This window comes from Micromonospora sp. WMMD980, assembly GCF_029626035.1.
Lineage (GTDB): Bacteria > Actinomycetota > Actinomycetes > Mycobacteriales > Micromonosporaceae > Micromonospora.
In genome coordinates, this window is sequence record NZ_JARUBE010000003.1 from 1,346,016 (window position 1) to 1,354,444 (window position 8,429).

Annotated in this window: 9 protein-coding genes; 5 read left to right on the forward strand and 4 right to left on the reverse strand. The window is 71.7% G+C overall.

Features of this window, described 5'->3' with window-relative positions:
- Positions 1–61 precede the first annotated feature (61 nt).
- Complete coding sequence (locus tag O7618_RS06665) at positions 62–469, forward strand: helix-turn-helix domain-containing protein (protein WP_278105092.1); 408 nt, start codon at positions 62–64, stop codon at positions 467–469.
- A 128-nt stretch (positions 470–597) separates the two neighbouring features.
- Here the strand turns inward: O7618_RS06665 and O7618_RS06670 are convergent, their stop codons facing one another.
- Positions 598–1,032 carry a type II 3-dehydroquinate dehydratase gene (locus O7618_RS06670; protein ID WP_278105093.1) on the reverse strand — a complete coding sequence of 145 codons (435 nt, stop codon included), beginning with the start codon at positions 1,030–1,032 and terminating at the stop codon, positions 598–600.
- A gap of 270 nt (positions 1,033–1,302) precedes the next feature.
- Here O7618_RS06670 and O7618_RS06675 point away from each other — a divergent pair, with 270 nt between their 5' ends.
- The 3 genes from O7618_RS06675 to O7618_RS06685 are packed head-to-tail and all read left to right on the forward strand — an operon-like array spanning position 1,303 to position 4,273.
- Positions 1,303–2,469, forward strand: a complete 1,167-nt coding sequence (locus tag O7618_RS06675; RefSeq protein WP_278105094.1) for a DegT/DnrJ/EryC1/StrS family aminotransferase — start codon at positions 1,303–1,305, stop codon at positions 2,467–2,469.
- The gene (locus O7618_RS06680) at positions 2,466–3,605 is read left to right on the forward strand and encodes a Gfo/Idh/MocA family oxidoreductase (RefSeq protein WP_278105095.1); all 1,140 of its coding nucleotides are present in this window, start codon (positions 2,466–2,468) and stop codon (positions 3,603–3,605) included. The genes O7618_RS06675 and O7618_RS06680 overlap by 4 nt, the downstream gene beginning before the upstream one ends.
- An 8-nt stretch (positions 3,606–3,613) precedes the next feature.
- On the forward strand, positions 3,614–4,273 hold the full coding sequence (locus tag O7618_RS06685) for an HAD-IA family hydrolase (RefSeq protein ID WP_278105096.1): 660 nt from the start codon (positions 3,614–3,616) through the stop codon (positions 4,271–4,273).
- Between the two features lie 72 nt (positions 4,274–4,345).
- On the opposite strand, the gene O7618_RS06690 is transcribed toward O7618_RS06685, so the two are convergent.
- Positions 4,346–5,755, reverse strand: a complete 1,410-nt coding sequence (locus tag O7618_RS06690) for a 3-deoxy-7-phosphoheptulonate synthase class II (protein WP_278105097.1) — start codon at positions 5,753–5,755, stop codon at positions 4,346–4,348.
- A gap of 176 nt (positions 5,756–5,931) precedes the next feature.
- On the opposite strand from O7618_RS06690, the gene O7618_RS06695 reads away from it, so the two are divergent.
- Positions 5,932–6,735 carry an alpha/beta fold hydrolase gene (locus tag O7618_RS06695; RefSeq protein ID WP_278109935.1) on the forward strand — a complete coding sequence of 268 codons (804 nt, stop codon included), beginning with the start codon at positions 5,932–5,934 and terminating at the stop codon, positions 6,733–6,735.
- Here the strand turns inward: O7618_RS06695 and O7618_RS06700 are convergent.
- Positions 6,732–7,484 (reverse strand): lysophospholipid acyltransferase family protein, encoded by a 753-nt coding sequence (locus tag O7618_RS06700; RefSeq protein ID WP_278109936.1) that lies wholly within the window; start codon positions 7,482–7,484, stop codon positions 6,732–6,734. The genes O7618_RS06695 and O7618_RS06700 overlap by 4 nt on opposite strands.
- Complete coding sequence (locus tag O7618_RS06705) at positions 7,484–8,077, reverse strand: TetR/AcrR family transcriptional regulator (protein WP_278105098.1); 594 nt, start codon at positions 8,075–8,077, stop codon at positions 7,484–7,486. The genes O7618_RS06700 and O7618_RS06705 overlap by 1 nt, the downstream gene beginning before the upstream one ends.
- Between the last annotated feature and the right edge of the window lie 352 nt (positions 8,078–8,429).

An 8,429-nucleotide genomic window follows, 5' to 3' on the forward strand; every position in this document is an offset into this window, starting at 1 on the left:
TACGGCTTGTTACAGCACTCATAATGTGTGACTATTGGGCTTCGCGTAAGGAGGCACATTGATGTCACAGCGGAACGTTTGTGTGTCCGAGCAGGCCGCGCGCGCCAAGGCGTGCACGGTTCGCGAGGTCCTCGACCGGGTCGGCGGCAAGTGGAGCGTCGGAGTGATCATCGAGGCCAGTCAGGCGCCGGTGCGCTTCACCGAGCTCGAGCGCAAGATCGAGGGCATCAGCCGCCGGATGTTGACGCTGACCCTCCGCAACCTGGAACGGGACGGCCTCCTCACCCGCACGGTCTACCCGACCGTTCCGCCGAAGGTGGAGTACGTCGCGACCGACATGGCGCGGGAACTCTACGAGTCCCTGGTCACCCTGACCGACTGGGCGGAGCGGCACCGCGCTGCCATCACGGCCTCGCGGGAGGCCTACGACAGCGGGCGCGAGCTCGTCGAGTCCAAGACGAGCGCCTGATCCGGCGCCGGTCGGCGGCGCCGGTCGCGTGAACACCGTCGCCGGCGGCGCGGGCGGGGCGCGAGTCGACCCGTCGGGCGGTCCCGCCCGGCGCGGAGGTGCCCTGCGCCGGCGAGCTCGGGACCTGGTCAGGCGCCGACCAGCGCGACCAGCGCGCGGGCGGCCACCCGGTAGCCGAGCGCGCCCAGCCCCGCGACGACCCCACTGGCGAGCGGGGCGATCACCGACTCGTGCCGGAAGCTCTCGCGGGCCCACACGTTCGACAGGTGTACCTCCACCCAGGGCCGCGGATAGCTGGCCAGCGCGTCCCGCAGACTCCAGCCGGCGATCATGAGAGCGCCGGGGTTCACGATGGCGCCCACGGTGTCGTAGCCGTCCTGGATGGCGTGGATCAGCTCGGCCTCCGAGTCGCTCTGCACGGCCCGCACCTTCCAGCCCGCACCGGCCAACTCGTCGGTGACCGCCTGCTCGATGTCCGCCAACGTCGCCGTCCCGTAGATCTCCGGCTGCCGGCGGCCGAGGATGCTCAGGTTCGGGCCGTTCAGTAACAGAAGCTCGGCCATGGCGCGATCTTCTCCCTCGACTTTTCTCAATGCAGTGGACATTGCTGACAGCCTGCCCCGGGGTGCATTGCGCAACGAGTCGGAATCGCCAATTTAGGGGATCCTTGCGGGTCACCTAGGGGGCAGACCGATATCTATCGCTCACGCTAGCGTCCTGGCATGCGTTCAGCGCCACTCCGCCGGCTCGAGGACGGGGGAAGGAATTGCGGCGCCGCTATTTCGGCGCCGGCCCGAGCGTGAAAAGAGAAGTCTGCCGAACATGGGGTTCTCATGGTTGAAAACGCACCCGAAAGTCTGAGCTTCCCGGCCTGGCCGCAATTCGGTGACGAGGAGCGGACGGGCCTGATCCGCGCGTTGGAGCAGGGCCAGTGGTGGCGGATCGCGGGCAACGAGGTGGAGGCCTTCGAGCGCGAGTTCGGGGCCCACCACGGCGCCGAGCACGCTCTCGCCGTCACGAACGGCACGCACGCCCTCGAACTGGCCCTCGAGGTGCTGGGGGTCGGTCCCGGAACCGAGGTCATCGTGCCCGCCTTCACCTTCATCTCGTCCTCGCAGGCCGCGCAGCGGCTCGGCGCGGTCGCGGTGCCGGTGGACGTGGACCCGGCCACGTACTGCATCGACGTGGCCGCCGCCGAGCGGGCCGTCACGCCGCGGACGCGGGCCATCATGCCGGTCCACATGGCCGGGCACGTCGCGGACATGGACGCGCTGGCGAAACTCTCCGCGGACACCGACGTCCCGGTGATCCAGGACGCGGCGCACGCCCACGGCGCACGCTGGCAGGGTCGCCGGATGGGCGAGCTGGGGTCGGTGGCCGCCTTCAGCTTCCAGAACGGCAAGCTGATGACCGCGGGCGAGGGCGGGGCGGTGCTCTTCCCCGACGGCGAACTGTGGCAGGAGGCGTTCCTGCGGCACAGTTGCGGCCGTCCCCGGGAGGACCGCAGCTACCTGCACCGCACCTCGGGTTCGAACTTCCGGCTGAACGAGTTCTCGGCGTCGGTGCTGCGGGCCCAGTTGGGTCGGCTCGAGAGCCAGATCGACACCCGCGAGCAGCGGTGGCCGGTGCTCGCCCGCGACCTGGCCGAGATTCCGGGAGTGGTACCGCAGGGTCGTGACGAGCGGGTGGACCGCAATCCGCACTACATGGCGATGTTCCGGGTGCCGGGTCTCGACGAGAAGCGTCGCAACGAGCTGGTGGACGTCCTGATCGGCAAGGGTCTCCCGGCGTTCGCGTCCTTCCGGGCCATCTACCGCTGCGACGCCTTCTGGGAGCGCGCCGCGCCTGACGAGACCGTGGCGGAGATCGCCTCGCGCTGCCCGGTGACCGAGGCGCTTTTCCAGGACAGCATCTGGCTGCACCACCGGGTCCTGCTCGGTGCGGAGGAGCAGATGCACGACGTCGCGTCGATCATCGCCGACCACGTGCCGGCACCGTGACCGGTCCGCGCCCGCCCGTCCGCGTCGCCGTCATCGGCCTCGGCTGGGCGGGGCGGTCGATCTGGTTGCCCCGGCTGGCCGCCCACCCGGACTATCTCGTGACCGCGGTGGTCGACCCGTCGGCGGCCACCCGCGAGGCGGCCGTGGCCTCGCTTCCGTCGGCGACCCCGCTGTGTGAGGTCGACGACCTCGCGGACGCCGCGGCCGACCTGGCGGTGGTCGCCGTGCCCAACCACCTGCACACCTCGGTCGCCACGCGCCTGCTGCGCCGGGGGTTCTCCGTCTTCCTGGAGAAGCCGGTGTGCCTCAGCACCCGGGAGGCCGGCGAGCTGGCGGAGGCGGAGCGGGCCGGCGGGGCGATGCTGCTGGCCGGCAGCGCCGCGCGATACCGCCGGGACGTCGTCGCCCTCTGCGCCACGTCGGGGTCGCTGGGAGCGATCCGCCACGTCGACCTGTCCTGGATCCGCGCCCGGGGCGTGCCCGACGGGGTCGGCTGGTTCACCCGGCGCGCGCTGTCCGGCGGTGGCGCCTCGGTCGACCTGGGCTGGCACCTGCTGGACATGATCGAACCGCTGCTGGGGCCGGTCGGGATCGTCCAGGTCGCCGGCGCGGTGTCCCGCGACTTCGTCAACGACGACGCCAGCCGCGCCGGATGGCGCCGGGACGCCGCGTCCGGCACCACCGGCGACGTCGAGGACACCGTTCGGGCGCTGCTCGTCACCGACACCGGGGTGTCGGTCGGGCTCCGCGCGGCATGGGCGTCGCACGAGCCCCGGGACGTGACCGAGATCCGCGTCCATGGCAGCGCCGGCAACGCGGTCCTGCGGTGCACCTTCGGCTTCAGCCCGAACCGGCTGCCCGCGCCGGTGCTGACGGTGCGCCGGCACGGCGTGACCGAGACCGTCGCCGTCGAACCGGAACCGGTCGGCGCCGAGTACGAACACCAACTTGCCCGCCTGCCCGAACTGCTCGCCGACCCGGCGAACCGGGGGCGGGCGATCAGCGAGGCGCACCGCAGCGTGGACGTGATCGAACGGCTCTATGCCTCGGTGCCCGGGCTCGAACCGAGCTCGGCTCCGGGAACCCCGGGAACGCCGGACCGGCTCCCCGGCGCGCGACCCGTCGTAAGGAGGTAGAGGTGGCCATGGGTGGACAGAATCCGACAGCCGAGTACATCGTCTTCGATCTCGATGGTGTGCTGGTCGACAGCATGCAGGTCATGCGGCAGGCGTTTCACACCGCGTACGCCGAGGTGGTGGGTGGCGGCGAGGCGCCGTTCGAGGAGTACAACCGGCACCTGGGCCGCTACTTCCCGGACATCATGCGGATCATGGGCCTGCCGCTGGCGATGGAGGAGCCGTTCGTCCGCGAGAGCTATCGACTGGCTCATCACATCCGCCCGTACGACGGTGTGGTCGAGATGTTGCACGAGCTGCGTGCCCGGGGGATCCGCACGGCGGTCGCGACCGGCAAGAGCGGCCCCCGGGCGCGCTCGTTGCTGGGCAACCTGAACCTGCTCGACGTCTTCGACCATGTGCTCGGCTCGGACGAGGTCGCCCGTGCGAAGCCGGCGCCGGACATCATCCTGCGGGCGTTGCAGCTGTGGGACGCCCCGCCGGGCGACGCGGTGATGATCGGCGACGCGGTGACCGACCTGACCAGCGCCCGGGCCGCCGGCGTCGGCGCGATCGCGGCGCTCTGGGGCGAGCCCGACACCGAGCGTCTGATCGCCGCCGGGCCCGACATGGTCCTGCACCGGCCCGCCGAGGTGCTGTCGTTGGTGCCGGCGTCGGCGGTGCGATGACCGCGGACCTGCCGTCCGCCGTCGACGACGTCCATCCGCCCGCGGATGGACGTCGTCGCGTGTCCGGGTCGGTCACGGTCGCATGATCTCCGCGAGCCGGAACGCCAGCTCGACCGACTGCTGGGTGTTGAGGCGCGGGTCGCACGCCGTCTCGTAGTAGCCGGCGAGGTCGGCGTCCGTGATGTCGTGCGGACCGCCGAGGCACTCGGTGACCGCGTCGCCGGTGAGTTCGAGGTGGATGCCCCCGGGATGGGTGCCCAGCGCCCGGTGCACCTCGAAGAACCCCTGCGCCTCGGTCAGGATCTCGTCGAAGCGGCGGGTCTTGTAGCCCGTGGGTGACTCGTGGGTGTTGCCGTGCATCGGGTCGCACTGCCAGACCACCCGGTGGCCGGTGGCGGTCACCGCCTCGACGATCGGTGGCAGCGCGGCGCGGATGCGGTCATGCCCCATGCGGGTGATGAACGTGAGGCGTCCGGGCTCGTTGTCGGGGTCGAGCAGTTCGACGTAGCGGACCGCCTCCTCGGGGGTGGTCCGCGGACCGAGCTTCACCCCGACAGGGTTGGAGATCAGCGACGCCAGGGCGATGTGGGCGCCGGCGAGGTCGCGGGTGCGCTCGCCGATCCAGACCAGGTGCCCGGAACCGGCGTAGACCGAGTCGCCGCCGCTGACGCCGGGCCGCAGCAGCGAGGTCTCGAAGTCGAGCAGCAGCGCCTCGTGGCTGGTGAAGATCTCGGTGCGATCCGGCGCTCGGTGGTCCATTCCCCACGCCGTCATGAACCGCAGGGCCCGGTCGATGTCCGTGGCGAGAGCGCGGTACCGCCGGCCGGTCGGCGCGGAGTGCACGAAGGTGTGGTTGAGGTCGTGGATGCGGCTCAGATCGGCCAGCCCGGTCACGCCGGTGCGGCGGACCATCTCCATCGCCCGGCTGGCGTTGGCGTAGGCGTGCAGCATGCGGTGGGGGTCGGGGGTGCGCGCCGAGGGCGTGAGGTCGGGGGAGTTCACGATGTCGCCCCGGTACGCCGGCAGGCCCAGCGTGTCGACCGGGCTGGACCGCGGCTTGGCGTACTGGCCGGCGATCCGGCCGACGCTGACCACCGGCAGGTCCGCCGCGTAGGTCAGCACCACGGCCATCTGCAGCAGCGTCTGCAGGTTGCCCGCCACGTGGGCCGGGGTGTTGCCGGCGAAGGTCTCCGCGCAGTCGCCGCCCTGGAGCAGGAACGCCTCGCCGTTCGCCACGTCGGCGAGGCGGTGGCGCAGCCGACGGACCTCGGCCGGGGTCACCAGGGCCGGCATGCGCGCCAGCACCTGCCGTGCGCTTCGCAGCCGGCCCTCGTCGGGCCACGGTGGCTGCTGCGCCGCCGGCAGCGCCACCGCCGCGGTGATCCGTTCCCGCGTCGAGGTGGGCAGGTCCGCCACCTCGTCCGGCCACAGCGACGCATTTTCGAAAGTGTCGGAATCTTTGTCACGGATTTTCGTCTCCATGCCGTACACGGTAGAAGACCATTCCGTGCGGGCACCTGTTCGACGGTAATTGCGTGGCCGCTGTGAATAGTCTGCGTACTGAACGCCGGGGGTTGTTACGGGTTGACGGTGCGGGCCGGCGCTGCCAGCGTTTCGCGAGAGAGCCGTGCGTTGGCCGGCCGAGCGATGGGGGCGTGATGCGGGCAGTTTCGGCGGACCGTGGCCGGCAGTGGCGGCAACGGGAGAACGACAATTGGTTGCGCAGATATCGTCCGAGTGAGCGGCCGGCGGTCCGGTTGCTGTGCCTGCCGCACGCCGGCGGGTCCGCAACCTCTTTTCTGTCGCTCGCCCGCGCGCTTCCGGCGACCATCGACGTGGTGGCCGTGCAATATCCGGGCCGGCAGGATCGGCGTGCGGAGCCGAGCGAGGACCGGTTGACGACGCTCGCCGACCGGATCGTCGCCGTGCTGGCGGGGCGTCCGGGGCCACCGCTGGCGCTGTTCGGGCACAGCCTGGGCGCGGTCGTCGCGTACGAGGTGGCGTTGCGGCTCGAGGCCACCGGGTCGGGACCGGCGCACCTGTTCGCCTCCGGCCGCCGCGCACCGTCCCGCTACCGCGACGAGCAGGTGCACCGGCGCGACGATGCGGGCGTGCTGGCCGAACTCGCGGTGCTCAACGGCACCGACTTCTCGATCATGGACGACCCCGACGTCATCGCCATGATCATGCCGGCCCTGCGGGCGGACTACCGGGCGATCGAGACGTACCGGCACGATCCGGGTCGGCGCCTGCGGTGTCCCGTCACCGCCCTGGTGGGCGACGACGATCCGAGGACCTCGCGGGACGAGGCGGCGGACTGGGCGCGGCACACCGACGGGCCGTTCACGCTGGAGGTCCTGCCCGGTGGGCACTTCTATCTCGTCGACCGGATCGCCGACGTCGTGGACGTCGTGTCGTCCACGCTCACGGGCGGGGTAGGGGAGCGGCCGGGACCGAGCTAGGGTTCCGCCCGGTCTCCTCGGCGGGACTCGCGTCGTCGCCCGCTGCCGATCGCGGCCCGGTCCGGTGGCGGGTGGCCGTCCCGGCGTCCTCCGGCGGCCGGCGGGTCGTTGTACCGGTCGGCGACCTCCTGGCCGGACAGCTTCTGGATGGCGGTCATGATCTCGTCGGTGACCGCTCGGCGGGCCTGCCCGCCGCTGCCGGCGGCCGGCCGGGTGGAGCGCAGCGGCGCGCCGAACCGCACGGTGATCCGCCCGGGCCGGGGCAGCCGGGCGCCGACGGGTTGGATCCGGTCGGTGCCGAGCAGGGCGACCGGGACGACCGGGGCGCCGGAGGCAAGGGCGAGCCAGGCGACTCCGGTGCGCCCGCGGTAGAGCCGCCCGTCGCGGGATCGGCTGCCCTCCGGGTGGATGCCGAACGCGCGCCCGGCGGCGAGGACGTCGAGCGCCACCCGCAACGACGCCTGGGCCGACCGGTGCCCGCCGCGCGCCACGGGGATGGCGTCGACGCCGGTCAGGCAGGTGCGGGTCAGCCAGCCCTTGACCCCCGGTTGCCGGAAGTAGTCGTCCTTGGCCAGGAAGGCGACCGGGCGGGGCGCCACCAGCGGGATCACCACGCTGTCGAGGAACGAGAGGTGGTTGGCGGCCAGGATCACCGGACCGTGCCGGGGGACGTTCTCCCGACCCTCGACCACCGGCCGGAGGGCGAGCCGGCTCAACGGCGCCAGCACCAGTCGGGCGCCCGTCGACATCAGCACGTGGTCCTCCGATCGAGGTGGGCGTCCAGTGCGGCGCGCAGCAACGGTTCCACGTCGTCCTGGCGCACCATGGTCTGGAGGCTGCCCCACTGCCAGAGCGCGGCGATGCCGTGCAGGTTGGCCCAGAGCGCGCCGGCGACGACCGGGGCGCCGGACGTGCCGGCCAGGTCGGGTCGGGCCCGGGCGACCAGGTCGACGAGGACGCCGAAGAGTTGGTCGCTGGCGTCGCGCAGCCCGATGCCGTTGCCCCGCAGCAGGTCGTGCCGGAACATCAGCGCGAACATGCCCTGGTTGCGGCGTGCGAAGCGCAGGTAGAGCCGGCCCAGGGCGAGCAGTTGGTGGTGCGGGTCCGGGTCGGTGTGGCCGATCGTCTCGGCGACCTCCCGCCCGAGCTGCTGGTAGCCCTCGCGCGCGATGGCGGCCAGCAGGGCGAGATGGGTCGGGAAGTGGCGACGAGGCGCGCCGTGGGAGACGCCGGCCCGACGGGCGATCTCGCGCAGGGTCAGGGCTTCGGGGCCCTCGCGTTCGAGCAGATCGACGCCGGCGCGTACCAGGCGGGCGCGGAGGCTGGTGTCCGGCTGCGGCATAGACAGTGTCTACCATCCGCCCGTAGACACTGTCCACCATGCCGTGGACGGTGCCCGACACGCCGAACGCGAAGAAATTTTCCGGCGCCGGCGGCCCCCCCGAGCGTCCCCGCCGCGGGTGCGCCGAACCTCGTCCCGAACCACGCCGCTCAACTGCTCCAACGTTGGAGGGTTGGCTCCGGATAGGCGTGTGTCATTGACGGTGCGTCACTCCGAATGCTCCCTTGATCATCGGAACTTTCGCGTCGGAGCGTTTGCGAACCGGCTGTCGACCGTTGCAGAATGAGTCGGTCCGCAGATGTCGGGGGATCCACTGCGGCCGACGAACTTAATGATCGTGAAGGTCTTGGGG